The organism is Pseudomonas sp. D47 (genome assembly GCF_045447305.1).
Lineage (GTDB): Bacteria > Pseudomonadota > Gammaproteobacteria > Pseudomonadales > Pseudomonadaceae > Aquipseudomonas.
Genome location: NZ_JBJGXU010000008.1, coordinates 33,493 through 56,020 on the forward strand (window position 1 = coordinate 33,493; position 22,528 = coordinate 56,020).

Below are 22,528 nucleotides of genomic sequence, written 5' to 3' on the forward strand. Positions count from 1 at the left end.
CTTAAGCAGCTAACTGTGATCAACAGGTCAACCCGTTGTGAAAAACTTGTCCTGTCCAGCCTCATACATTTCAAGACTTTACAGACACAATCAGTGGCATGGGGCCATCTTCGCCGAAAAGCACGGTATCTGCCGCAGGACAGCGGCAGGGTGGGAAGTCAGGGTTTAGCCTGGCTCAACTCGACATGAAAGCGGCATCCGTGAGGTTCCATCGTGCTCAGGCTGACGCTCCAGCCTTGGCTCTCGCAGATGCGCTGCACCAACGACAAGCCCAAGCCCAGGCCTTCACCGCGCTTTTCGCTGCCGCGCACGAACGGCTCGAACATCGCCTCACGTTTGTCTTCGGGAATACCGACGCCGGAGTCCTCCACGACAAACCCGCTGGGCTCGAGAGTCAGGCGGATAAAACCCTGTTCGGTGTAATGCAGGGCATTGCGCAACAGGTTGCCCATCACCGCGTGCAGGAACGTGGTGTTGTAGCGAGTATCCAGCGGATTACCCGGCAGGTAGACCAATTCCAGACCTTTTTGCTCGATAGGCTCCCGCCAGATCCCGAGCAAGTCTTCGGCCACCTGGGTCAAGTTGACCTGCGGCGACATGGCCGCATCATCATGCTTGGCACGGGCCAGCATCAGGAAGGTTTGCACCAGCTCGCGCATCTCTTCACAGGCACGGGCGATTCGCAGCACTTGGTTGCGACCGCGCTGATCAATCGCCGGGTTCTCCAGCAGCAGTTCGCAGGAGCTGGCCAGTACCATTAACGGCGTGCGCAATTCATGGCTTACATCACTGGTAAACAGCTGCTCGCGGGACAACGCCTGGCGCAAGCGGCCCAGGGTGGCGTCGAAAGCCACGGCCAGCTCGCCGACTTCATCGGCCGCATAATCCGGCGCCAGCGGCGGCGCCAAGCCCAGCAACTGGTCGCGATGACGCACTTGGCGGGCCAGCCGCACCACCGGCGCCATTACTTTGCGCGCCAGCACCCAACCGAGGAACACCGCCAGCGCCAGGCTGAGCACAAAGCCCACCAGCACCACGGCAAACAGCACGCGCTCGCGCTCTTCAAAATCGCTTTGGTCTTGCAGCAGGACATAGCGTCGACCATCCACCACTTCGACCATAGCGTGGTACGACAGCGACTCGCGGAACACCTCATGAAAACCCGGCTCCAGGTGGCGCAAATCCTTGGGCAGCTCGAAATCCCCGCGCCCACCGCTGAAATAAAACAGCTGGTCAGGCTCCGGGCGGTGGCTCCAGTCCTCAACGCTGTCCATCAGCAGCAGGCGTTGCAAGTCGCCACCCAAGCCTGCCGAGATCAGCTTTTCTTCCACCAGGTGTACCGTTGCAACGATACCCATGGCGAACGCCCCCGCCACCAACGCGCTCATCAAGGCGAAGGCGATGATGATCCGCTGGGCAAGGCTTTGCTTAAACTCCATCACGACCCTCGGCCAGGCGATAACCCACACCGTGCACCGTTTGCAGCAGCGGCTTGGCGAAGGGTTTATCGATCACTTGGCGCAATTGGTGGACGTGGCTGCGCAGGCTGTCGCTGTCTGGGCAGTCGTCGCCCCACAAGGCTTCTTCGAGAATTTCCCGACGCAGCACGTGGGGGCTCTTCTGCATCAACACCGCGAGCAACTTCAAGCCAACAGGGTTGAGTTTCAGCAGCCGCCCTTCGCGAGTGACTTCCAGGGTATCGAGGTCGTAATGCAGGTCAGCCACCTGCAGGGCACGGCGTCCACCTCCTTGGGCACGGCGCAGCACGGCTTCGATGCGGGCGGCCAATTCCGACAAGGCAAAGGGTTTGAGCAGGTAATCATCGGCGCCGGACTTGAAGCCCTGCAGCCGGTCATCCAATTGGTCGCGGGCGGTGAGCATGATCACCGGCGTATCGCGACGGGCGTCTTCACGCAGGCGTTTGCACAAGGTGTAGCCATCGATGCCGGGCAGCATGATGTCGAGCACGATCAAGTCGTAATGCTCAGTGGCGGCCAGGTGCAGGCCCGATAACCCGTCCTGCGCACAGTCCACGGTGTAGCCCTTCAGCCCCAGGTAATCGGCCAGGTTGGCCAGAATATCGCGGTTGTCTTCAACCAATAGAATTCGCATGGGCAGTGTCTCCGTTCTTTCGTGCCAGCCGTGTTGGCTCGCGCAGCTTAAGGCCAACGGTGGCTCAGGGATAGACCTCAAAGGCCTGTCGATAAAGGTTTTCAACCAATTACACAAGCCAACAAGTTTTTCACTATAGCTTCACAAACTGACTACAGCGTCAGGCCGAAGATCACCGCCATTGATATAAGGAACATAGACATGGGGTTTCTCAAAACGGCGCCTATGCGCTTTTTGCTGCTCGTAACCGGCGCCTGGCTGGTTGTTTTCCTGCTGACCCGCAGCGTGCTGCTCCTCACCCACCTGGATGAAGTCGGTGGCAACCTGCTGCCGGTGTTTGGCGTGGGCTTGCTGTATGACCTGGGTTTCCTAGCCTATGCCGCCTTGCCGCTTGGGTTGTATGTGCTGCTGTGCCCGCCCGCGTTGTGGCGCCGCCGTGGCCACCGCTGGTTCCTGCAGGCGGTGCTGACCGTCAGCCTGTTCGCCATGCTGTTCACCTCGGTGGCCGAATGGCTGTTCTGGGATGAGTTCGGCGTGCGCTTCAACTTTATCGCCGTCGATTACCTGGTGTACTCCGACGAAGTGTTGAACAACCTGCTGGAGTCTTACCCGATCGGCAAGCTGCTCAGCCTGTTGGCGATGCTGGCGATCGTGTTAAGCGTGGTCCTGCGCAAGCCGTTCAATGCCGCCTTGAACGCGCCGCTGCCACCGCTGCGTGGCCGCCTGCTGAATGCCTTGGGCCTGTTGGTGGTCGCTGGCCTCAGCCTGCAACTGATCAGCCAGGACAGCCCGCGCGCCCAAGGCGGTAACGCCTACAAGAACGAACTGGCGAGCAATGGCCCGTACCAGTTTTTCGCCGCGTTCCGTAACAATGAATTGGACTACCCACAGTTCTACCAAAGCCTGCCCACCGAGGTGGTCGCCAAGCAGTTGCGCGCCGAACTCAGCGAGCCCAACGCGCGCTTTATCGGCACCGACCCGCTGGACATTCGCCGTGCAATCACCAACCCAGGCACCTTGCGCAAACCCAACATCGTGCTGGTGACCATCGAGAGCTTCAGCGCGAAATACATGGGCAGCAATGGCGATGGGCGCAACCTCACGCCCAACCTCGATGCCCTGCGCAAACAAAGCCTGTACTTCAATAACTTCTATGCCACCGGCACCCGCACCGACCGTGGCCTGGAAGCCATCACCCTGGCGATTCCACCCACGCCCGGGCGTTCGATCGTCAAGCGCATCGGCCGTGAAAGCGGCTTTGCCAGCCTTGGCCAACAACTCAGTGCCGTCGGTTACGACAGCGTGTTTGTCTACGGCGGTCGCGGCTACTTCGACAATATGAACGCGTTTTTCAGCGGCAACGGCTATCGGGTTGTAGACCAGAGCAGCGTGCCGGAAACCGAAATCTCGTTCAAAAACGCCTGGGGCATGGCCGATGAAGACCTCTACCGGCAGACCCTGAAACTGGCCGACGCCGATTACGCCAAGCAGCAGCCCTTCTTGCTGCAACTGATGACCACCTCCAACCATCGCCCCTACACCTACCCGGACGGGCGTATCGATATCAAATCCGGCAACGGCCGTGACGGCGCGGTGAAATACACCGACCACGCTATCGGTGAGTTCCTTGAGGCGGCACGCCAGAAGCCTTGGTTCGATAACACGATCTTCGTGTTCGTCGCCGACCACACCGCCGGCAGTGCAGGCAAAGAGGACCTGCCCATCACCAACTACCAGATCCCACTGTTCATCTATGCACCCAAGCTGATCAACGCCCGGGAAACCGCGCAACTGGCCAGCCAGATCGACCTGGCGCCCACTTTGCTGGGCCTGATCAACCTGAGCTACGAATCGACCTTCTTTGGCCGCAACCTGTTGCAAGACAACCCGCTGCCACCGCGTGTGGTGGTCGGCAACTACCAACACCTGGGCTTGTTTGACGGCAAGGACCTGGCGATCCTAAGCCCACGCCTGGGCTTGCGCCGCCACGATCAAGCCCTGGCTGAGAGCCAGGAGTTGCGCGTGGGCAGTGATGACCCGCTGATCCAGCGCGCAATCACCTACTACCAGGCCGCCAGCTATGATTTCAAACAGCAATTGCTGAGCTGGAAAGCGCCCAAAGATGAGGCTCCCGCCATCAGCGTCCGCTGACAGCCTACGTGAGCCCTTGCCTGCCACAGGGCAAGGGCGTAACACTTGCGCCCATTCTCCGGCGACGACGCCCTTTCATGTCCGACACCCTGCTGCTGATAGAAGATGACCGCCCACTGGCCGCGCTGACTGCCGAGTTTCTGCGCGCCGAAGGTTTTACCGTCGCCATTGAGCACCGCGGCGACCGTGCCGCCCAGCGCATTCGCGACGAGCAGCCGGCGCTGTTGATCCTGGATGTGATGTTGCCGGGTATCGACGGCTTCACCCTGTGCCGGCAGATCCGCGACCAGTACCCCGGGCTGATCCTGATGATGACGGCCTTGGATGAAAACGCCGAGCAATTGACCGGTTTCAACGTCGGCGCCGACGACTACGTGGTCAAACCTGTCGACCCGCTGCTGTTGCTGGCCAGGGTCCGCTCGTTACTGCGCCGCCACCCGCAAGCCCCTCGCGCGTATTACCAGTGGGGCGCGTTTCGCTTGGACCTGAACAGCCATTTCGCTTGGCTTAATGACACGCCCTTGCAGTTCTCGGTCGCCGAGTTCGAATTGCTGGCGATTTTTGCCCGCCATTGCGGCGTATTGCTGACGCGGGAAAAACTCCTGCAAAGCCTGCGCGGCCTGGAATACGACGGGCTCAACCGCTCCATCGATATGCGCGTATCGCGCTTGCGCAAAAAGCTGATGAGCCTGGAATGCCCGGTGACCATCCAGACCATCACGGCCCAAGGTTATCTGTTCGTCGAAATCCCGCAGGAAGCTGAGCATGCTGGCTAAGGTGCGGCCGTGGATGGTGGCCGTAGTGGGCACGGGCTGGGCGGCCTTGACCCTGTATCTGCTATGGCTGTGCACCAATGCCTCAGTATTTGTTGGTGAAGACAGCTTTTTGCGCCTGATGGCCGGGCCGGGTTATCTGGTGGCTGAACAGCTCAAAGGCGTGCCCGTCGACCAGCGGGAAGCACGGATGGACCTCCTGCGTGCGCACTTTCAGTACCCGGTGAATCTGATCACGCTGGACGATGTCGAGTTGCCGCCGGAAGCCATGGTCATGTTGGAACATCAGCAACCGGCGCTAAACAGCGACGAAGACATCAGCTACTTCCCGCTTGACGACGATACCGTGATCCGATTCGGCCCCATGTGGGGGAGCGCCGAGGTCAAGGACCTGCTGAAATTTCCGGTTTTCTGGATAACCGCCTGCGTCGCGGGCTTGCCGGTCCTGCTACTGCTCGGGATTGGTTTACGTCTACACCGGCGGCGCAACGCCGAGCTGAACACGCTCAATACCTGCCTGGGCACCCTTGCGCGCAGCCCGAACGTGATGCTGCCCGCCATGGGCAAGGAATGGACGCCGCTGCTGCTGACGTTGCAACAACATGCGCGGGACATCAGCGCCATGAGTGAACGCCATCGCGAAGTCTCCCAGGCGGTTTCCCATGAACTGCGCACACCCCTGGCGCGCATGCGCTTCGCCTTGTCGCTGCTGAGCAAAAGCGAAGACCCGCTCACCCGCACCCGCCTTCAGGAACGCTTGCTTACCGATGTCGAAGAGCTCGAAGCCTTGGTTCGCGCCAGCCTGGCCTTTGCGCGACTGGCCGGCGCGCCCACCGACCTGCAGCATGAACCGATCAACCTGCGTGACTGGCTGCATCAAGAGTTTGCCCTGCTCGACGGGCACCATCGCCGGCTGAGCCTGGAAACCGAGCCTGCACACCTTGAACTGATCGGCGACCGTGCCCTGCTGCACCTGATCGTACGCAACCTATTGAGCAACGCCATCACCTACGCCCGCGATCAGGTGTGCGTGAGTGCCACCTACCATGGCCAACATCACCTGGTGTTGCATGTGGACGACGACGGGCCCGGCATCCTCGCGGAAAACCGCGAAAAGATCTTCGAGCCCTTTGTGCGCCTAGCCATGGGCGGCGATGCGCCCGGGGGCTTCGGCCTCGGCCTGGCGCTGGCCAAACGTGCCACCCAGTGGCACTGCGGCGAATTGTCGGCGGCCCGTAGCCCGTTGGGCGGTGCACGCCTGACACTGCTGTTGCCACTGCGCCCGCGGTAGAAAGCGTGTTACAGCCTGTGACAGCGAGGCGCCGCCATTGCCCGTACTCTCTGCCGCCTGAATCCCAGGTTGGAGAGCCCGTTCATGCGTCCCCCCAAAAAGCATGTGTTCACACTGATGCTGTCGTTGTGCATCATTACCGGCTCACTCGTACCCGGTAAGTCGATCACGAACCAGCCATCACAACAGGCGCAAGACAAAACCCCAAGTGCCAATACCTGGACCCCAAGCACGCAGGGCTCGGGCGTGACAGCCGGGCGCAGGAGGAGGCCCAGAGGCACTGCCGCTGAAAAACTCGCGCACCTGCCTGGCCCTCACCCATTCTACGAAGCTGCTGCATCGCAACCCCTGGCACTGGTGTCGAATGCCCAATTGACCCTGGCCCGCGGCATGACCTTCAAGAGGCTGTTACGCCGACGTTCAATCGGCTGAGCCCTCAGCGATATATAAAGAGCCATCAGCGGCGCATAAAGAACCATCAGCGGCGCATAAAAAAACCCCGCCTGCATCACTGCAGGCGGGGTTTTTCAGGTGCCGGGTAAGGCTGGCTTACATCATGCCGCCCATGCCACCCATGCCACCCATGCCGCCCATGTCTGGCATACCGCCGCCAGCCGAGCCGCCTTCAGCCGGTGCATCAGCAATCGCCGCTTCGGTGGTCAGGATCAGACCGCCGATGGAGGCCGCTGCTTGCAATGCGGAACGAGTCACCTTGGTAGGGTCCAGGATGCCCATTTCGATCATGTCGCCGTAGACGCCAGTTGCGGCGTTGTAACCGTAGTTACCTTTGCCGTTCTTGACTTCGTTGACCACAACGCTTGGCTCGTCGCCGGAGTTGGCAGCGATCTGGCGCAGTGGAGCTTCAACAGCACGACGCAGTACAGCGATACCGACGTTCTGATCAGCGTTGTCGCCGGTCAGATTAGTCAGGGCTTCCAGAGCACGGATCAGCGCAACGCCACCGCCAGGTACCACGCCTTCTTCAACGGCTGCACGGGTTGCGTGCAGGGCGTCTTCAACGCGGGCTTTCTTCTCTTTCATTTCAACTTCGGAACCGGCGCCAACCTTGATCACTGCAACGCCGCCGGACAGCTTGGCCAGACGCTCTTGCAGTTTTTCACGGTCGTAGTCGGACGAAGTTTCAGCAACCTGGGCACGGATCTGAGTGATGCGCGCCTGGATGTCCTGCTCTACGCCAGCACCGTCAACGATGATGGTGTTTTCTTTGGAGATGGTCACGCGCTTGGCGCTACCCAGGTTTTCCAGGGTGGCGCTTTCCAGGCTCAGGCCGATCTCTTCGGAGATAACGGTACCGCCGGTCAGAACAGCGATGTCCTGCAGCATGGCCTTGCGACGGTCGCCGAAGCCTGGAGCCTTGACGGCTGCAACTTTAACGATGCCACGCATGTTGTTCACAACCAGCGTCGCCAGGGCTTCGCCTTCAACGTCTTCGGAAACGATCAGCAGTGGGCGGCCGGCTTTGGCAACGGCTTCCAGTACTGGCAGCATTTCGCGGATGTTGGAGATTTTTTTGTCGACCAGCAGGATCAGCGGGCTGTCCAGCTCGGCAACCATGGTTTCTGGCTTGTTGACGAAGTACGGGGACAGGTAGCCACGGTCGAACTGCATGCCTTCTACAACCGACAGTTCGTTTTCCAGGCCAGTGCCTTCTTCAACGGTGATCACGCCTTCTTTACCGACTTTTTCCATGGCTTCGGCAATGATGTCGCCGATGGAGCTGTCGGAGTTGGCAGAGATGGTGCCTACCTGAGCGATAGCCTTGGTGTCAGCGCATGGCTTGGACAGGTTTTTCAGCTCAGCCACAACGGCGATGGTCGCCTTGTCGATGCCGCGCTTGAGGTCCATCGGGTTCATGCCGGCAGCGACGGCTTTGTAGCCTTCGTTGACGATTGCCTGAGCCAGAACGGTAGCGGTGGTGGTGCCGTCGCCTGCGTCATCGTTGGCACGGGAGGCAACGTCTTTGACCAGCTGCGCGCCCATGTTCTCGAAGCGACATTTCAGCTCGATTTCTTTGGCTACGGAAACGCCATCTTTGGTGATGGTCGGAGCGCCGAAGCTTTTCTCGATGATCACGTTACGGCCTTTAGGGCCCAGGGTCGCTTTTACTGCGTCAGCCAGGACGTTGACACCGGCGAGCATTTTTTTGCGGGCGGAATCGCCGAATTTAACTTCTTTAGCAGCCATGATCGATATTCCTTAAATACTTTGTAGTAACGGGAAAGTGAGCGGGGAATCAGTCTTCCAGAACGGCGAGAATTTCGTTCTCGCTCATTACCAGCAGGTCTTCGCCGTCGACTTTCACAGTGTTGCTGCCGGAGTAAGGGCCGAAAACAACCTTGTCACCCACTTTCACAGCCAGCGCACGTACTTCACCGTTTTCCAGAGCCTTGCCTGGGCCAGCAGCGATGATCACACCGTGGTTGGCTTTTTCAGCAGCCGAACCTGGCAGAACGATACCGCCAGCGGTTTTCTTTTCTTCTTCGCTGCGACGGATTACGACGCGGTCGTGCAGAGGACGAAGCTTGCTCATTGTCGATCTCTCCTAATTGTGTTTTTCATCGGCCGGTATCGGTACCGGCGGGTTGTATTCCGGCGGTGCCGGTCGCGCCTCGCCAAGCAAGACGCGGAAGTCTGTCTGGTGTCGCCACCAGAAACCTTGCGGTGACCGTTACATAAGGGCGCATAAGCTTATTACAAGGGGCCGTAGCGGAAATTTTTTGTGTCTGCTGACGACCAAAAGCAACACGACACCCATAGGTGCCGTGCCCATAAAGCGGTTATTTGCTGTCGCGGTGTTCGAACTCGCCTTCGATCACATCACCTTCACGCCCCAACGGCTGGCGTGGAGCCGGGCCACCACGGGGTTGCAGGTCGTCGGCGAACGCACGTTGGCGAATCGCCGCCTCTTCGGCACGCTGGCGCATCTTGCCGGCCAGCAGCTTGCGGGTAAACGGCAGCAGCATGACCAAGCCGACCACGTCGCTGATGAAACCCGGCAGGATCAACAGGCCACCGGCCAAGGCCATCATCAGGCCTTCAAGCATGGTCTGGGCTGGCAGTTCGCCGCGGTTCAAGCTTTCACGAGCACGCAACGCCGTGGCCAGGCCGGCGACGCGCAGCACCAGCACGCCGAGCATCGAGCCGAGAATGATCAGTAACAGTGCCGGGAAAAACCCGATCGCACCGCTGACTTGAACGAATACGAACAGCTCCAACACCGGGAACAGCAGAAAGAGCAATAAAAAAGGGCGCATCAAATGGTTCCTCAACGCAAGAATGCCTTGCCAGTCCACCCTAGATGACGTCGCCGTTTCGTGAATTCAAGCGTTGGCGCGCTCTTTTTTCGGCCAGACCTCGGCGTGGGCCAATAAAACCAGGGCTTCGCGTACTTGTGTCGGATTATTGCAAGGCTCCGCAAAAGGCAACCAATGCAGGGATTGGCCAATGCGCAGGTGCATGCCTTCACTGTCGACGCCGGCCAATTGCGCAGGCTCGGTGGTCGGCAAACCGGCCAGTTCGACGTAATGCGCGATGGCCTTGGTGTGATCGCTGTTCATGTGCTCGATCATGCTGCGCTCAGCCTTGCCCGCGAACGGGTTGGCCAAGGTCAGTTGGTCGACCCAGTGGATCGCACCAAACCCGCCTATATATCGGTGACGCACGGGCTTGAACACCCAGAAGTCAAAATCGTGGGCTTTGTGGTAGTTGGCAGAATCAGGGAAGTAGCGGTAATAACGCTCGGCGGCCGCTTCAATGGCAGCGGCGTCTTCAAGCTTCTCGGCTTCGGCCAAGTAGGTCAGGCGCCCCACCGCCTGCACATCATCGGCCTCGCGCTCACCCACCAGCAGCGAGCACTTGGGGTCTTTTTGCAGGTTATGGGTGTGCTGGGCAATGCGGCTGATCAGGACCAGCGGGCGGCCCTGCTCGTCGAGGCAATACGGCACGACGGAGCCGAAGGGAAACCCGGGCATGGCTTTGGACAATGTGGAGAGAGCCCCACGGTATTCCTTGAGCAACAGCTCTCGGGCGTTCTTGGCAACGTGCGCGCTCAACGTATGACTCCTCGGGTATTCCGCCACCCACAGCCTATGGGGACTATGGGAATGGATCTCAATACAAGGTAATCAATATCCGCGCAGGTTGCCAGAGTGCTTTTACCAGGCCACGCCAAACCCTGCGGTGTAACGGGTCTTGCTCAAGCTACCTTCCGACTCGCCACTGATGATGTCGCGCTCGGCCTTAAGGTTAAGCGAAGCCCATTCGGTGACTTTGTAACGCAGGCCCATCTCCGCATCCAAGGAGTATTCGGACGGCCCGGAGAGCGGCTTGCCCACCTCGCCGTTGGTGAAAAACTCCACGGTCTTGCCTACGAGGTAGCGGTTGTAGTTCCACTTCATGGCCAGGGAATAGAAGTCGGTCTTGCGGCCGTTTTCATATTCATAGTCGGTGCGGTTTACCAAGGAGCCGAGGGAGAACGCACCCAGCTCATCGTCCCAGAACTGGTAGCCCGGGCCGGTACCGACGGTGCGTTGGCGGGACAAGTCTTCAACCTTGTCACGCTTGTAGGTCAGGCGGCCCTGCCAGTACCAATGCTCGGTGATGAAGCGGTCCAAGTCATATTCCAACGCCCAGTTGTCGGTGGTGGTGACGTCGTCCTGGAACTCGCGGTTGTATTCGCCTTTGCCGGTATGACGCCACTGGCCGTGGCGGGCGGTGGTCTTGAAGTCGATGTCGTAGTCGTTGGTGTCTTTGTCGGCACGCTTGTAGTCCAGCGCCAGGTCAACGTTGCCCTTCCACACCAGGTCTTCGATCACAGGCTTGGGTTTGATGATTTGCTGGATGCTTGCCAACTCAACCGTCTTCGGCGCTTCGCCATTGGCCAGCACCACCTTGCCATCATCCGCCGCTTTGAGGGATTTGGCTTTTTCGCCGGTATAGGCGTCCTGTTTGACCAGCAACTCCTGGTCACTTTCCAGGGTTTTCACCTGTTTCCAGTCCACCGGGATCGCCCCTGCGTAACTGGTCTGAATCAGCAACTTGCCACCGTCGAAGACTTTGATCTTGCCGGTCAGGCGGTCACCGTTTTTCAACCAGACGGTGTCGGCGAGCAAGGGCGTGGAAGCGCTGAAAACAGCAAGGCACAGCAGGGTTCTGGACAACATAAGCGGATTCGGAGCTCGGAGTTGGCGAAAAAGGGACGTTATCGTGTTAGATAGCTAGGACTGACTCAAGGATTTATGTTGAGTTCAATTCTCAACACCATGATTACAGACGTTTCTTACAAAGACACCGACGATGCCCACAGTAAATCCACCTGCCGAACCCCCTCAAAGCCCGGCCGACATGCGCCGCACGGCGCTGTACCTGACATTGGCGCAAGTGCCCGAGGGCTGCGTGGTGAGCTACGGCGAATTGGCCAACCTGGCAGGGCTGGGCCGCGCGGCACGCTGGGTCGGGCGCACGCTCAGCCAGCTGCCAGAGGGCACTCGGTTGCCTTGGCACCGGGTGCTGGGTGCCGGTGGTCGGATAAGTCTGCCGGTGGGCAGTGCCTCAGGCGACGAACAACGTGCGCGTTTACGCAGTGAAGGTGTCAGTATCCTGAACAATCGCGTTGATATTCAGCGTCATGGCTGGCGCCCGGTAGAGCACAGCGGTTAGAGTGCGCGCTTTGTTTCCGCAAATCTGAGGCAGACTCCAGCCCATGCCCCGTAAAACCTGGCGCGCCGCGCTCGCCGCCTATGCCAGCCCCTCGACGTTAGTGTTGTTGTTGCTCGGTTTCGCCGCCGGCTTGCCTTACATGTTGGTGTTCTCGACGCTTTCAGTGTGGTTGCGCGAGGCCGGTGTGGCCCGCGAGACCATCGGTTATGCGAGCCTGATCGGTTTGGCCTACGCCTTCAAATGGGTCTGGTCGCCGTTGCTCGACCAATGGCGCTTGCCGCTGCTCGGTAAACTCGGACGTCGTCGGTCCTGGCTGGTGCTGGCCCAGACGCTGGTGATCCTCGGGTTGATCGGCATGGGCTTTTGCGACCCGCAAAAACACCTGTCCTGGCTGATTGCCATTGCCGTAATCGTCGCCTTCGCGTCGGCCACCCAAGACATCGCGGTGGATGCCTACCGCCTGGAAATCGCCGACGACAGTCGCCAGGCGGCCCTGGCTGCCAGCTACATGTCCGGTTACCGCATCGCCGCCCTGCTGGCCACGGCGGGTGCACTGTTTTTCGCCGAAGGCTTCGGCTCCACCGGCTTCAACTATAAACACTCGGCGTGGACCGGCACTTACGTGCTGTTCGGCTTGCTGATGATCCCGGCGCTGCTGACCACCTTCTTCATGCGCGAGCCCAATGTGCCACTGCGCACCCAGTTGCAGGCCGGCCGCTACAGCTTCGCGCATCAGCTTGTTTCTGTATTTGTGCTGATCGTGCTGCTGGTGTCGGTCCCGGCGATGTTCACCCAGCTGTACAACACCGACTTCGCCAGCGTGCTGTTCCACGGCGTGAGCCTGTGGGAGCTGCTGATGGAAGACCGCGCGTTCCTGCGCGCCATCCTCTATATCATCCTCACCGCACTGTGCCTGTCGGCCATGGGTCGCCGGGGGCTGGCGCCGGTGCTGACGCCGGTCAACGACTTTATCCTGCGCTACCGCTGGCAGGCGTTGCTGCTGCTCGGGCTGATTGCGACCTATCGCATGTCCGACACGGTGATGGGCGTGATGGCCAACGTGTTCTACATCGACCAGGGTTTTACCAAGGACCAGATTGCCGGAGTCAGCAAGATCTTCGGCCTGATCATGACCCTGCTCGGCGCCGGTATGGGCGGCCTGTTGATCGTGCGCTTCGGGATCCTGCCGATCCTGTTTATCGGCGGCATCGCCTCGGCCGGCACCAACCTGCTGTTTGTCGCGCTCGCCGACATGGGCCCCGACCTGCAGATGCTGATTTTCACCATCTCGCTGGACAACTTCAGCTCAGGCCTGGCCACCTCGGCGTTCGTCGCCTACCTGTCGAGCCTGACCAACCTCAAGTTCTCCGCCACCCAATACGCCCTGCTCAGCTCGATCATGCTGTTGCTGCCTCGCCTGATTGGCGGCTATTCGGGGGTGATGGTGGAGAAGTTCGGGTATCACAACTTCTTCATGATTACCTGTTTGCTGGGTGTGCCGACGTTGTTCCTGATTGCGTTGCATTGGTTTCAGGAAACTCGACGAATTCGTTTGAACCCGCCCACTGAAGACTGACTCACCTCAGTCAATGTGGGAGCGGGCTTGCTCGCGAAGGCGCAGTGTCAGTTGATACATGCATGACTGATACACCGCCTTCGCGAGCAAGCCCGCTCCCACAGACCCCTCTGTATTCTGATACCTGTACTCCAGCAGTTTGCGCCCGTACAATCCCAAGTCATTTCAAGTCCAAGCAACCGACAACGGCCTACCATGCGTACCAGTCAATATTTGCTCGCCACACAGAAAGAAACGCCTTCCGACGCGGTTGTGATCAGCCATCAGCTGATGCTGCGCGCCGGTATGATCCGCAAACTGGCCTCCGGCCTGTACACCTGGCTGCCCATGGGCTTGAAGGTGATGCGCAAGGTCGAAGCGATCGTTCGCGAAGAAATGAACGCCGCCGGCTCTCTGGAAGTGTTGATGCCGAGCACCCAACCGGCTGAGCTGTGGCAGGAATCCGGGCGCTGGGAAGAGTACGGCCCTGAGTTGCTGCGCTTCAAGGACCGTCATGGCCGCGATTTCTGTGCTGGCCCGACCCATGAAGAAGTGATCACCGACCTGATGCGCAACGAGCTGAGCAGCTATAAACAGCTGCCGCTGAACCTGTATCAGATCCAGACCAAATTCCGTGACGAAATCCGCCCACGCTTCGGTTTGATGCGCGGCCGCGAATTCATCATGAAGGACGCCTATTCGTTCCACGCCGACCAAGCTTCGTTGCAGGTCACCTACGACCGCATGCACAAGGCTTACTGCAACGTGTTCACGCGCCTGGGCCTGAAATTCCGCCCGGTTGAAGCGGACAACGGCTCCATCGGCGGCGCCGGCTCCCACGAATTCCACGTGCTGGCCGACTCCGGCGAAGACGATATCGTGTTCAGCAACGGTTCCGACTACGCGGCGAACATTGAGAAAGCCGAAGCCGTGCCACGCGAGACTTCCCGCCCAGCACCGGCTGAAGCGCTGCGCCTGGTGGACACACCTGATACCAAGACCATCGCGGCCTTGGTGGAAAAATTCAATCTGCCGATTGAAAAGACCATCAAGACCCTGATAGTGCGCGCCGAAGAAGAAGGCAAGCTGATCGCCCTGGTGATCCGTGGCGACCACGAGCTCAACGAAATCAAGGCTGCCCAGCAACCTGGCGTGGCCAGCCCGCTGGTCATGGCCAGCGATGCCGAACTGCGCGACGCCATTGGCGCCGGTGCCGGCTCGCTCGGCCCGCTGAACCTGCCGCTGCCGATCATCATCGACCGTTCGGTCGAGCTGATGAGCGACTTCGGTATCGGCGCCAACATCGACGACAAGCACTACTTTGGCGTGAACTGGGAACGTGACCTGCCGGTTCCGACCGTGGCCGACCTGCGTAATGTAGTGGCCGGCGACCCAAGCCCGGATGGCAAGGGCACCCTGGAAATCAAGCGCGGCATCGAAGTCGGGCACATCTTCCAGCTGGGCAACAAGTACAGCAAGGCGATGAAGTGCGAAGTGCTGGGCGAGAACGGCAAGCCGATCACCCTGGACATGGGCTGCTACGGCATTGGTGTGTCCCGCGTGGTGGCTGCTGCCATCGAGCAGAACAACGACGAGAAAGGCATCATCTGGAGTGACGCCCTGGCGCCGTTCCAAGTGGCCTTGGTACCGCTGCGCTACGAAACCGAGCAAGTACGCGAAGCCACCGACAAACTGTATGCCGAACTCACGGCCGCCGGTTTTGAAGTGTTGCTGGATGACCGGGACAAGAAAACCAGCCCGGGCATCAAGTTCGCCGACATGGAACTGATTGGCATCCCGCACCGGATCGTGGTCAGTGACCGCGGCCTGGCCGATGGCAATCTGGAATACAAGAGCCGGACCGAAGCCGAAGCCCAACCGTTGCCGGTGGCTGACGTGCTGTCTTTCCTTCAGGCGCGTATTCGTCGCTGAAAATCAGATCAAGAGAAGTCATGTTCAAGCGAAACACCAGAGCCCTGGGGGGCGCCGCCTTGTGCGGCGCCCTGCTGGTCAGCGGCTGCGCCAACCAGATGTCGCAACGCAGTGAGCACGAGGAGCGGATCGAGCGTAAGTTGCTCGATCACAGCCTGCAGATCGATGTAGGCGAACCCAAAGTGCTGGAACTGCCGCAACGCCGGGTTCGCATTCACGAGCAGAAGACCTTTGAGGTCACCGAATTCGAAGTCACCCGCCGTTACGATCGCTACACGCCCTACCAACCCTGGCGCAAACTCTACGAGATGCCACTGGGCGCGGTCGCTTTGGTGGCGGGCGCGGGGGCCAACGTGGCGAACATTTTCGCCCTCGGCAACCTGCCCACCAGCATGACCCGCGACTGGCTGAGCTACGGCGTGGACGGCATTAACCCGTTCATGAACGTGCAATCCCACGGCCGTGCGCAACAGAACCTGGCCGGCATTGATGAAGTCCAGCGCGACAAGCGCACGGAGTATTCGAGCCTGCCCTGGAGCGAACGCCCGGTACAGGTCACCGCCGGCAAGCAGACCCATGAGCTGACCACCGACCGCAACGGCGTACTGCGCCTGAACCTGTTGGACAGCCCATTTGCCGAGCAGGACCTGAACCGCGTCACGACCCTAAAGATCAGCGTGGAAGATGGCCAGGACGACGTGCATTCGGACTCCACCCTGGCGATCAGCAACACCCTGCGCGGCAAGTTGCTGGAAGCCCATGGCCTGATTTACGACGACTTGGAAGATGACGAAGTCAACCAGTGGGTGCACAGGGTCAAGCGTCTGTCGGAACTGGGCCTGGAAGAAGAAGCCAGTGAGCTGGAACAAAGCCTGATCGAACTGACCCGCAATGATCCCGAGTTGCAGCAGGAGTTTCTGCAGGCGCTGACCAAGGATGCGGGGCGATTGGTGGCGGATCCTGGGGCTCGCTGAATTCCCGAGAACACCGAAATACACCTGTGGGAGCTGGCTTGCCAGCTCCCACAGGTGGTTTTGGGTTTCTACCAGGAGAACTCGAGCTGTTCATTGCCGCTGCTTAGGTCGAGCAACCTCACCCCAATCCCCAGCAACCGCACCGGTTTACCACCGCGATTGAACGCCTGGGTCAACAGCTGTTGATAACTCTCCAGATCCCGCCCTGCCCCGGCTTGCTCCAAGGTGGTCTGGGTAAAGTCATGAAACTTCACTTTGACGAACGGCTTGCCCGCCCGATAGCTGCTGTCGATGCGCGCCATACGCCCGGCCAGGGTTTCCATCAACTCGGGCAGCTTCGCCAAACAACTTGAGAGATCCGGCAGGTCCACGTCGTAGGTGTTTTCCACACTGATGGATTGCCGGCGGCTATCGTTCTGCACCACGCGGTCATCAATCCCACGGGCCAGGCTCCAGAGCCGCTCGCCAAAACTGCCGAATTCACGCACCAGCGCCAGCTTGTTCCACTCACGCAATTGCAGGCAGTCTTCAATGCCCAAGCGCGCCAGCTTGTCGGCGGTGACCTTGCCGACGCCGTGCAACTTGTTTACCGGTAACTGGGACACGAAGTCTTCGACCTGGTCCGGGGTGATCACAAACAGGCCGTTGGGCTTTTTCCAGTCGCTGGCGATCTTGGCCAGGAACTTGTTCGGCGCAACGCCTGCTGACACGGTGATGTGCAGTTGGTTGGAGACCCGACGGCGAATGTCCTGGGCGATACGCGTGGCACTGCCGCCAAAATGCGGGCTGTCAGAGACGTCCAGGAAGGCTTCGTCCAGTGACAGCGGTTCGATCAGGTCGGTGTAATCACGAAAGATCGTCTGGATTTCCTTCGACGCTTCCTTATAGGCATCCATGCGCGGCTTAACGATGGTCAGGTCCGGGCACAGCTTCAAGGCGTGGCGTGACGACATGGCTGACCGCACGCCATACGCCCGCGCCTCATAGTTGCAGGTAGCGATCACCCCTCTTCTGTCCGCCGAGCCGCCAACCGCCAGGGGCTTTTGCGCCAGGCTCGGGTCGTCGCGCATCTCGATGGCGGCGTAGAAGCAATCACAGTCGACGTGGATGATTTTGCGCTGCGTCATATAAACAGAGGGTGTAATCCAACGGGCGGCCAGTATCGCACTCACACCTGTATATAGCACCAGTAGTTTGAATCTTCCGTTTGAACGGTGGGAAATCTCGCAGATGAATTTATTTTTTCAATCGAAATCAGCCCATCGATAGAGCTGAAACCCTCGGCCCGACTGGCCCCGAGCCCTTCCAAGGCACGCTTTGGAGAGCTAAGCGGTTGAACCACAAGCGCTTTTCTTCTATTCACAGGTTGACACACCTGCGTTCCTCTGTAGAATGCCGACACACAGACGCGGGATGGAGCAGTCTGGTAGCTCGTCGGGCTCATAACCCGAAGGTCGTCGGTTCAAATCCGGCTCCCGCAACCAAACATCAAAAAAGGCTACTCGAAAGAGTGGCCTTTTTTGTGCGCGTCTATTTTCTAAAGACCAGAGCGCGTGAACTTCACTACGGGCTGCTCCGCAACCCGTCGCGGGTGGTGCGACGATTCGACAAGCCCGCTCACTACAAAAACCGTTTCCAAACGAGAACTTAGGTCGCTTGAGCCACTAATTCACACTAATTTGACCCATCGACCGATTAACGGTTGACACCTCGTCGTTGCGCTGTAGAATGCCGCCCACAGACGCGGGATGGAGCAGTCTGGTAGCTCGTCGGGCTCATAACCCGAAGGTCGTCGGTTCAAATCCGGCTCCCGCAACCAAACATCAAAAAAGGCTACTCGAAAGAGTGGCCTTTTTTGTATCTGGCGAAAAAGTTCTTCTGAAACAATGGCATGGCATCTTTCATGAAACCGTATACGGTTTGTAGAGTCCATCTCATTGCACGCTATGCTCAATGCTCAAGCGCTACCCTCTACGACCAATGGCCGCAGTCGCCGCACCCGGCGATACGCGTTAATATTTGTAATTATTTTGTCCATAGGGATTGGTAACTTGGCTGGATACCTCCATCCTGTCGCGCACAATCCACGAGGTGATTGATGCGCGCCAACTCGTCTGAACCACAAGACACCGTCACAGCGACACAACCGATCACACCCGCCCGTTTGCGCTGGCTGGATCTGTTGAGCAAATACCGTCAGCCCATCGGGTTGGCAGTTACCCTGTTGCTGTTCGCAATCGCCCTGATCGCCTGCCGACACCTGCTGTTGGAACTGGACCTGTACGCTCTCCACGACTCGATCCTGGAAGTGCCCAAGCCCGCCCTGCTGGGTGCGTTTGCGGCGGCGGTCGTCGGTTTCATCATTCTGTTGGGCTATGAGTTCTCCGGCGCGCGCTATGCCGGGGTGAAGCTGCCCGCCAAAACCTTGGCCCTGGGTGGCTTCACCGCCTTTGCCATCGGCAATGCCATTGGCCTGTCGATGCTCTCCGGCGGTTCGGTGCGCTACCGTTTATATGCACGCCATGGCATCGGGGCTTCAGAAGTCGCGCACATGACCGTGTTCGCCAGCCTGGCCTTGGGCTGCGCCCTGCCGCCGCTGGCTGCATTGGCCACGCTGAGCAACTTGCCGGCAGCATCGACCTACCTGCACCTGTCGCAAGGTTTGCTGGGTGGCATTGCGGGTGCGGTGCTGCTGCTGTCGGTCGCGCTGTGCATCGGCATCTATCGCCGCCGCCTGGCGGAACAACCCTACCCGGACAACCTGCTGGTCAAGGCGGGTCGCCGCACGCTGCGCCTGCCCGGCCGGCGCCTGACGTTCCTGCAACTGGTGATTACCGCACTGGACGTCGCCGCCGCCGCCACCGTCCTTTATATGCTGCTGCCGGAAGCGCCGCCGTTCGGCCCCTTCCTGCTGGTGTACCTGCTGGCCCTGGCCGCCGGTGTGCTCAGCCATGTACCGGGCGGCGTGGGTGTATTCGAAGCGATTCTGCTCGCCGCCTTTGCCGACAAGCTGGGCGCCGCGCCATTGGCCGCCGCCCTGCTGCTGTATCGGATGATCTATGTGGTACTGCCGCTGCTGATCGCCTGTGTGTTCCTGCTGGTCAACGAAGCCCAGCGCCTGTTCCAGACCCAGCAAAGCCTGCGGGTGGCCTCAGGCCTGGCCGCACCGGTGCTGGCCGTACTGGTTTTTTTGTCCGGCGTGGTCCTGCTGTTTTCCGGCGCAACGCCGGAAATCGACTCACGCCTGGAAAACATCGGCTTCCTGATTCCCCACCGCCTGATTGACGCCTCGCACTTTGGTGCCAGCCTGATCGGCGTGCTGTGCCTGTTGCTTGCCCAAGGTTTGCGTCGGCGTTTATCCGCCGCCTGGATGCTGACCATGGTGTTGCTGCTGACCGGCGCCCTGCTCTCGCTGCTTAAAGGCTTCGACTGGGAAGAAGCCAGCCTGATGATCATGACCGCCGTGCTGCTGGCGATCTTCCGGCGCTCGTTCTACCGCGCCAGCCGCCTGACCGAGCTGCCGTTCTCGCCGCTCTACCTGGTGGCCAGCGTGTGCGTGCTGGGGGCCTCGATCTGGCTGCTGCTGTTTGCCTATCAAGACGTACCCTACAGCCATCAGCTGTGGTGGCAGTTCACCCTGGATGCCAACGCCCCACGCGGCCTGCGCTCGTTGCTGGGTGCGGCGGTGCTGCTGGTGATCGTCTCGTTGACCTGGTTGCTGCGCACCGCGCGCCCGGTGATCCACCTGCCGACCCCGGATGAACTGGAACGCGCCACCAAGATCTTGATGGCCTCGTCCCAACCCGACGGCGGCCTGGCACTGACCGGTGACAAGGCGCTGCTGTTCCACCCCAACGATGAAGCCTTCCTGATGTACGCCCGTCGCGGGCGCAGCCTGGTGGCTTTGTATGACCCCATCGGCCCGACCCAACCGCGCGCCGAGATGATCTGGCAGTTCCGTGACCTGTGCGACATCCATCACGCGCGCCCGGTGTTCTACCAGGTCCGCGCCGAGAACCTGCCGTACTACATGGACATTGGCCTCACCGCGATCAAGCTGGGTGAAGAAGCCCGCGTCGACCTGAAACGCTTTGACCTGGAAGCCAAGGGCAAAGAGATGAAGGATTTGCGCTACACCTGGAACCGTGGCACCCGGGACGGCCTGTCCCTGGAGATCTTCGACCCGGGCCAGGCGCCGATGGATGAACTCAAAGTCATCTCCGATGCCTGGCTGACGGGCAAGAACGTGCGGGAAAAGGGCTTTTCGCTAGGCCGTTTCAGCGACGACTACCTCAAGCACTTTCGCATCGCGATCATTCGCTTCGAAGGGCGCCCGGTGGCTTTCGCCAACTTGCTCGAGACTTACAACCACGACCTGGCCAGTCTCGACCTGATGCGTGCGCACCCGGACGCGCCGAAGCTGACCATGGAATTCATGATGGTTGGCCTGATTCAACATTATAAGAACCACGACTACGCCCGCTTCAGCCTCGGCATGGTGCCATTGTCGGGCTTGCAACCCCGCCGTGGCGCCCCGCTGACCCAACGCCTGGGCTCAATGGTGTTCCGCCGTGGCGAGCAACTGTATAACTTCCAAGGTTTGCGCCGCTTTAAAGACAAGTTCCAGCCTGACTGGGAACCCCGTTATATGGCCGTGCCCGCAGGACTTGATCCGCTGGTGGCACTGGCCGATACCGCCGCCCTGATTGCGGGCGGCTTGACTGGATTGGTGAAACGCTGATGATTCGACGCTCCTGGCGGTATGTGTTGGCCTTTGTAGTGCTGCTCGCGCTGATCGCGGCGGGTGGCTTTTGGTACTGGAACCGCCCTGCCCCGCAACCGACCTTGGAGCAACTGCCCCAGGCTGACGGCTCGGTGATGACCCGTGTAACGCCTAACGGCTCGGCAAAAGCCCGTGTGGCGGTGGCCGTGATGGCCGATGAAACCCTGACCGACAGCCAGTTGATTGCCCTGAGCAGGGGCGGCGCAGCTCAAATCGTTCAAGTGGTCCTGCCAAAAGATGACTGCAAGCTGCAGGAACAAGCGCTGCAAAGCGCCCTGGCCCAGCTTAAAGGCCCGGCGACCCTGGTCAGCGGCATCGGCCCTGGCGCTGCGCTCGCCTGGCGCTGGTTGGCCACACAGAACGACGACAAGGCCAACGCCATCTCCGTCGGTTTCGCCCTGGTACAGGAAGGCTGCAAGGACCCGCTGCCGAAGACCTCCGCCCATGGCAACTGGCTGGTGGCGTGGAACGATAACCCTGACGATGAAAGCGCCAGTTTCGTACGCGACACTCCGCGCGCGACCACCAGCATCAGCGACTACGACATTCATTACCCGCAAGTGCTGAACAACGAACTGCGCAAGCAATTGGTCGGTTCGGACAACGGCGGCCTGGCGATTCCAGTGGTGGAAGTGCCGGCTGGCCAAGCCAAGGACACCGTTACCCTGTTCCTCTCCGGTGACGGCGGCTGGCGTGACCTGGACCGTGACGTGGCCGGTGAAATGGCCAAGATCGGCTACCCGGTGGTCGGCATCGACACCCTGCGCTACTACTGGCAGCACAAGACCCCGGAACAGAGCGCCAAAGACCTTACCGAACTGATGCAGCACTACCGGCAGAAATGGGGCACCAAGCGCTTCGTGCTGACCGGCTACTCGTTCGGCGCTGACGTACTGCCGGCGATCTACAACCGCATGCCGGAAAACGAACAGCAGCGCGTGGATGCAATCATCCTGCTGGCGTTCGCACGTACCGGTAGCTTTGAAATCGAAGTGGAAGGTTGGTTGGGCAACGCCGGCAAAGAAGCCGCGACCGGCCCGGAAATGGCCAAGCTGCCGGCTGACAAAGTGGTGTGCATCTACGGCGCCGAAGAAGTCGACGAGAGTGGCTGCACCGACAAGACCGCTGTTGGCGAAGCGGTGAAGCTGCCAGGCGGGCATCACTTTGATGAAAACTACCCGGCGCTGGCGCAGCGGCTGGTAGACATCATCGTGAAGCACCAAGCCAAGGACAAAGCCGAGTAACTCTAGGCTGTATGCAAAACCAAACGTGGGAGCA

Annotated in this window: 18 protein-coding genes and 2 tRNA genes; 12 read left to right on the forward strand and 8 right to left on the reverse strand. The window is 59.9% G+C overall.

Annotated elements, in window-relative coordinates:
• Positions 1-158 precede the first annotated feature (158 nt).
• Together ACI77I_RS08230 and colR are read right to left on the reverse strand one after the other, a co-directional pair.
• Positions 159-1,439: a HAMP domain-containing sensor histidine kinase gene (locus tag ACI77I_RS08230; protein WP_094953001.1), complete on the reverse strand. Its 1,281-nt coding sequence runs from the start codon at positions 1,437-1,439 to the stop codon at positions 159-161.
• Positions 1,429-2,112, reverse strand: a complete 684-nt coding sequence (gene colR, locus ACI77I_RS08235; protein WP_016975511.1) for a two-component system response regulator ColR — start codon at positions 2,110-2,112, stop codon at positions 1,429-1,431. The genes ACI77I_RS08230 and colR overlap by 11 nt, the downstream gene beginning before the upstream one ends.
• Before the next feature lie 201 nt (positions 2,113-2,313).
• Here colR and ACI77I_RS08240 point away from each other — a divergent pair, with 201 nt between their 5' ends.
• The 4 genes from ACI77I_RS08240 (at position 2,314) to ACI77I_RS08255 (ending at position 6,759) form a co-directional block, all read left to right on the forward strand.
• Positions 2,314-4,263 carry an LTA synthase family protein gene (locus ACI77I_RS08240; protein ID WP_406997301.1) on the forward strand — a complete coding sequence of 650 codons (1,950 nt, stop codon included), beginning with the start codon at positions 2,314-2,316 and terminating at the stop codon, positions 4,261-4,263.
• 77 nt (positions 4,264-4,340) lie between these two features.
• Positions 4,341-5,039: a response regulator transcription factor gene (locus tag ACI77I_RS08245; protein WP_094953003.1), complete on the forward strand. Its 699-nt coding sequence runs from the start codon at positions 4,341-4,343 to the stop codon at positions 5,037-5,039.
• A complete protein-coding gene (locus tag ACI77I_RS08250) occupies positions 5,029-6,327 on the forward strand; it encodes a sensor histidine kinase (protein WP_406997302.1) in 1,299 nt (432 codons plus the stop codon). The genes ACI77I_RS08245 and ACI77I_RS08250 overlap by 11 nt, the downstream gene beginning before the upstream one ends.
• 84 nt (positions 6,328-6,411) lie before the next feature.
• Positions 6,412-6,759 (forward strand): hypothetical protein, encoded by a 348-nt coding sequence (locus ACI77I_RS08255; protein ID WP_406997303.1) that lies wholly within the window; start codon positions 6,412-6,414, stop codon positions 6,757-6,759.
• 117 nt (positions 6,760-6,876) lie between these two features.
• Here the strand turns inward: ACI77I_RS08255 and groL are convergent, their stop codons facing one another.
• The 5 genes from groL to ACI77I_RS08280 all read right to left on the reverse strand — a co-directional run bounded on the left by groL (position 6,877) and on the right by ACI77I_RS08280 (position 11,510).
• The gene (gene groL, locus ACI77I_RS08260) at positions 6,877-8,532 is read right to left on the reverse strand and encodes a chaperonin GroEL (protein WP_242152332.1); all 1,656 of its coding nucleotides are present in this window, start codon (positions 8,530-8,532) and stop codon (positions 6,877-6,879) included.
• A gap of 49 nt (positions 8,533-8,581) precedes the next feature.
• Positions 8,582-8,878, reverse strand: coding sequence for a co-chaperone GroES (gene groES, locus ACI77I_RS08265; protein WP_094953007.1), 297 nt, complete (start codon positions 8,876-8,878; stop codon positions 8,582-8,584).
• A 247-nt stretch (positions 8,879-9,125) separates the two neighbouring features.
• A complete protein-coding gene (locus tag ACI77I_RS08270; RefSeq protein WP_024077215.1) occupies positions 9,126-9,602 on the reverse strand; it encodes an FxsA family protein in 477 nt (158 codons plus the stop codon).
• 66 nt (positions 9,603-9,668) lie between these two features.
• Positions 9,669-10,400, reverse strand: a complete 732-nt coding sequence (locus tag ACI77I_RS08275) for a HugZ family protein (protein WP_406997304.1) — start codon at positions 10,398-10,400, stop codon at positions 9,669-9,671.
• Between the two features lie 102 nt (positions 10,401-10,502).
• Positions 10,503-11,510: a DUF481 domain-containing protein gene (locus ACI77I_RS08280; RefSeq protein ID WP_094953009.1), complete on the reverse strand. Its 1,008-nt coding sequence runs from the start codon at positions 11,508-11,510 to the stop codon at positions 10,503-10,505.
• 133 nt (positions 11,511-11,643) lie between these two features.
• Here ACI77I_RS08280 and ACI77I_RS08285 point away from each other — a divergent pair, with 133 nt between their 5' ends.
• The 4 genes from ACI77I_RS08285 to ACI77I_RS08300 all read left to right on the forward strand — a co-directional run bounded on the left by ACI77I_RS08285 (position 11,644) and on the right by ACI77I_RS08300 (position 16,467).
• Entirely contained in the window at positions 11,644-12,006 is a 363-nt protein-coding gene (locus ACI77I_RS08285; protein ID WP_406997305.1) for an MGMT family protein, read from the forward strand.
• Positions 12,007-12,049: 43 nt separating this feature from the next.
• Positions 12,050-13,582, forward strand: a complete 1,533-nt coding sequence (locus tag ACI77I_RS08290) for an AmpG family muropeptide MFS transporter (protein ID WP_406997306.1) — start codon at positions 12,050-12,052, stop codon at positions 13,580-13,582.
• Positions 13,583-13,777: 195 nt separating this feature from the next.
• Positions 13,778-15,493, forward strand: a complete 1,716-nt coding sequence (locus tag ACI77I_RS08295) for a proline--tRNA ligase (protein WP_094953012.1) — start codon at positions 13,778-13,780, stop codon at positions 15,491-15,493.
• A gap of 20 nt (positions 15,494-15,513) precedes the next feature.
• A complete protein-coding gene (locus ACI77I_RS08300) occupies positions 15,514-16,467 on the forward strand; it encodes a hypothetical protein (protein ID WP_094953013.1) in 954 nt (317 codons plus the stop codon).
• 68 nt (positions 16,468-16,535) lie between these two features.
• Here the strand turns inward: ACI77I_RS08300 and dinB are convergent, their stop codons facing one another.
• On the reverse strand, positions 16,536-17,594 hold the full coding sequence (gene dinB, locus ACI77I_RS08305) for a DNA polymerase IV (protein WP_094953014.1): 1,059 nt from the start codon (positions 17,592-17,594) through the stop codon (positions 16,536-16,538).
• 280 nt (positions 17,595-17,874) lie between these two features.
• On the opposite strand from dinB, the gene ACI77I_RS08310 reads away from it, so the two are divergent.
• The 4 genes from ACI77I_RS08310 (at position 17,875) to ACI77I_RS08325 (ending at position 22,494) form a co-directional block, all read left to right on the forward strand.
• Positions 17,875-17,951 (forward strand) — tRNA-Met (locus tag ACI77I_RS08310).
• A gap of 258 nt (positions 17,952-18,209) precedes the next feature.
• A tRNA-Met gene (locus ACI77I_RS08315) sits at positions 18,210-18,286 on the forward strand.
• Positions 18,287-18,565: 279 nt separating this feature from the next.
• Positions 18,566-21,208 (forward strand): bifunctional lysylphosphatidylglycerol flippase/synthetase MprF, encoded by a 2,643-nt coding sequence (gene mprF / locus ACI77I_RS08320; RefSeq protein ID WP_242152341.1) that lies wholly within the window; start codon positions 18,566-18,568, stop codon positions 21,206-21,208.
• Positions 21,208-22,494, forward strand: a complete 1,287-nt coding sequence (locus ACI77I_RS08325) for a virulence factor family protein (protein ID WP_406997307.1) — start codon at positions 21,208-21,210, stop codon at positions 22,492-22,494. The genes mprF and ACI77I_RS08325 overlap by 1 nt, the downstream gene beginning before the upstream one ends.
• Positions 22,495-22,528: the final 34 nt, after the last annotated feature.

Bases quoted from the DNA above. Each gene is read 5' to 3' on its own strand.
- ACI77I_RS08230 (WP_094953001.1), bottom strand. From the start codon at position 1,439: ATGGAGTTTAAGCAAAGCCTTGCCCAGCGGATCATCATCGCCTTCGCC.
- colR (WP_016975511.1), bottom strand. From the start codon at position 2,112: ATGCGAATTCTATTGGTTGAAGACAACCGCGATATTCTGGCCAACCTG.
- ACI77I_RS08240 (WP_406997301.1), top strand. From the start codon at position 2,314: ATGGGGTTTCTCAAAACGGCGCCTATGCGCTTTTTGCTGCTCGTAACC.
- ACI77I_RS08245 (WP_094953003.1), top strand. From the start codon at position 4,341: ATGTCCGACACCCTGCTGCTGATAGAAGATGACCGCCCACTGGCCGCG.
- ACI77I_RS08250 (WP_406997302.1), top strand. From the start codon at position 5,029: ATGCTGGCTAAGGTGCGGCCGTGGATGGTGGCCGTAGTGGGCACGGGC.
- ACI77I_RS08255 (WP_406997303.1), top strand. From the start codon at position 6,412: ATGCGTCCCCCCAAAAAGCATGTGTTCACACTGATGCTGTCGTTGTGC.
- groL (WP_242152332.1), bottom strand. From the start codon at position 8,532: ATGGCTGCTAAAGAAGTTAAATTCGGCGATTCCGCCCGCAAAAAAATG.
- groES (WP_094953007.1), bottom strand. From the start codon at position 8,878: ATGAGCAAGCTTCGTCCTCTGCACGACCGCGTCGTAATCCGTCGCAGC.
- ACI77I_RS08270 (WP_024077215.1), bottom strand. From the start codon at position 9,602: ATGCGCCCTTTTTTATTGCTCTTTCTGCTGTTCCCGGTGTTGGAGCTG.
- ACI77I_RS08280 (WP_094953009.1), bottom strand. From the start codon at position 11,510: ATGTTGTCCAGAACCCTGCTGTGCCTTGCTGTTTTCAGCGCTTCCACG.
- ACI77I_RS08285 (WP_406997305.1), top strand. From the start codon at position 11,644: ATGCCCACAGTAAATCCACCTGCCGAACCCCCTCAAAGCCCGGCCGAC.
- ACI77I_RS08290 (WP_406997306.1), top strand. From the start codon at position 12,050: ATGCCCCGTAAAACCTGGCGCGCCGCGCTCGCCGCCTATGCCAGCCCC.
- ACI77I_RS08295 (WP_094953012.1), top strand. From the start codon at position 13,778: ATGCGTACCAGTCAATATTTGCTCGCCACACAGAAAGAAACGCCTTCC.
- ACI77I_RS08300 (WP_094953013.1), top strand. From the start codon at position 15,514: ATGTTCAAGCGAAACACCAGAGCCCTGGGGGGCGCCGCCTTGTGCGGC.
- dinB (WP_094953014.1), bottom strand. From the start codon at position 17,594: ATGACGCAGCGCAAAATCATCCACGTCGACTGTGATTGCTTCTACGCC.
- mprF (WP_242152341.1), top strand. From the start codon at position 18,566: ATGCGCGCCAACTCGTCTGAACCACAAGACACCGTCACAGCGACACAA.
- ACI77I_RS08325 (WP_406997307.1), top strand. From the start codon at position 21,208: ATGATTCGACGCTCCTGGCGGTATGTGTTGGCCTTTGTAGTGCTGCTC.